Annotated in this window: 2 protein-coding genes; one reads left to right on the top strand and one right to left on the bottom strand. The window is 38.7% G+C overall.

What is annotated here, in order from left to right; all coding sequences use genetic code 11:
• Nucleotides 1-86: 86 nt before the first annotated feature.
• A complete protein-coding gene (locus H6G32_RS26390) occupies nt 87-239 on the bottom strand; it encodes a hypothetical protein (RefSeq protein ID WP_242046734.1) in 153 nt (50 codons plus the stop codon).
• Nucleotides 240-330: 91 nt separating this feature from the next.
• Between H6G32_RS26390 and H6G32_RS26385 the strand changes: the two genes are divergently transcribed.
• On the top strand, nt 331-1,503 hold the full coding sequence (locus H6G32_RS26385; protein WP_190463719.1) for an RNA-guided endonuclease InsQ/TnpB family protein: 1,173 nt from the start codon (nt 331-333) through the stop codon (nt 1,501-1,503).
• The last annotated feature ends 55 nt before the right edge of the window (nt 1,504-1,558 follow it).

Raw genomic sequence — 1,558 nt, 5'->3', positions numbered from 1 at the left:
TTAGCTTAAACGAAAAGAAGCCCCACACTCACTCTTAGGAGTGTGGGATGAATTTTTGGGCGACGACGAATTGACCCCCAACTAATTCAAACCATAGGTTTGACAGGACGGGGGGTCGATGAGGAGTCGCCATTTTCTATGTTTGGCAACGAGTCGATAAGTTCATCAATCACTTGAGTCATGGTTTTATCTGCGTAGGCTGCATATTTTTGAAGTCTACTAAACCGACGATCTGACATTCTTAATCTTAATTGTTTGTTTTTCATACTGGTTACACAATGGATACATAGTATGTTATAGTATCTGTAGGTCGAAAACAAAGGGTAAAGAATGAAAATCTCATACCAATACAAAATCAAGCCAACTAAAGAGCAAGCGGGAAAAATTGATAAAACGCTAGAAATGCTGCGTTGTCAATACAACTATTTGCTTGCTCAGAGATTTGAATGGTATGAGATGAATCGTTGTCCTGTTGATAGATGCCCGTTAATTTGTCATCTGCCAGAGCTAAAAGAGCAACCTAACTACTACAATCAAAAAGCGTCTTTGGTTCAACTCAAAATAGATAGACCTTGGTACAAAGAGATTCACTCTCAAGTACTACAGGAAGTTCCCAAGAAGGTTGAATTAGCTTTTGATAGATGGTTAAAAGGTGACGCTAACGGGAAGAAGTCTGGTAGACCAAGATTCAAGGGCAGAGGGCAGTACAAAACTTTTACATATTCCCAATTTAAGAGACATCATTTTGTCAATAATAAAATAACACTATCAAAGGTTGGGGATATTAAGGTAACTGTTCATCGCCCAATACCCGTTGGGTTTGACATCAAAACTGTATCTGTCACTAAAAAAGCTGATGGATATTATGTTACTTTGAGTTTGGATGATAAAACCGTACCAACTATTAAGCCTGATTTCAAAGCCGATAATATCGTTGGAATTGATGTTGGTCTGATTGATTTTTATGTAGCTTCTGACGGTTCTAGAGTCAAAGCACCTAAATATCTACGCAAGGCTGAACGTAGATTAAAATCAGCACAGCGTAGAGTATCAAGGCGTAAAAAGGGTTCTAACAGACGCAAGAAAGCTATTCAAAAATTGGGTAAACAGCATAAAAAAGTTGCTGATACTCGCAAAGATTTTCATTTTAAAACAGCTAAATTACTACTTGATAAATCTGACATTGTAGCTGTTGAAAAGTTGAACATCAAAGGACTGGTTAAGACAAGATTGGCAAAAAGTATTAATGATGCTGGGTGGAGTCAGTTTGTAACCATACTTTCAAACAAAGCCGAAAATGCTGGTTTGAAGGTAATAGCTGTAAATCCAAACGGTACAAGCCAAGAGTGTTCTAATTGTGGTAACAAAGTTAAAAAACCACTATCTCAAAGAATGCACAATTGTCCTGTATGTCATGCAAGCTTGTGCAGAGATTTGAACGCAGCTATTAACATAAAGGCGCGTGGGACACACGCCCTCAAAGCTCAATCAATGTCCTCATAGAGGAGTCGTTGAGAAGCCCACACTCACCCGAAGGGGAGTGTGTGGAGTATGTCAC

It is taken from the genome of Cylindrospermum sp. FACHB-282, from assembly GCF_014697195.1.
In the GTDB taxonomy this organism is placed as follows: domain Bacteria; phylum Cyanobacteriota; class Cyanobacteriia; order Cyanobacteriales; family Nostocaceae; genus Cylindrospermum.
The sequence above is the reverse complement of the archived record's forward strand: the minus strand, read 5'-3'. Positions and strand labels throughout refer to the sequence as shown.

Excerpts from the sequence above, each read along its gene's own strand:
- H6G32_RS26390 (WP_242046734.1), bottom strand. The coding sequence starts at position 239 with ATGTCAGATCGTCGGTTTAGTAGACTTCAAAAATATGCAGCCTACGCA.
- H6G32_RS26385 (WP_190463719.1), top strand. The coding sequence starts at position 331 with ATGAAAATCTCATACCAATACAAAATCAAGCCAACTAAAGAGCAAGCG.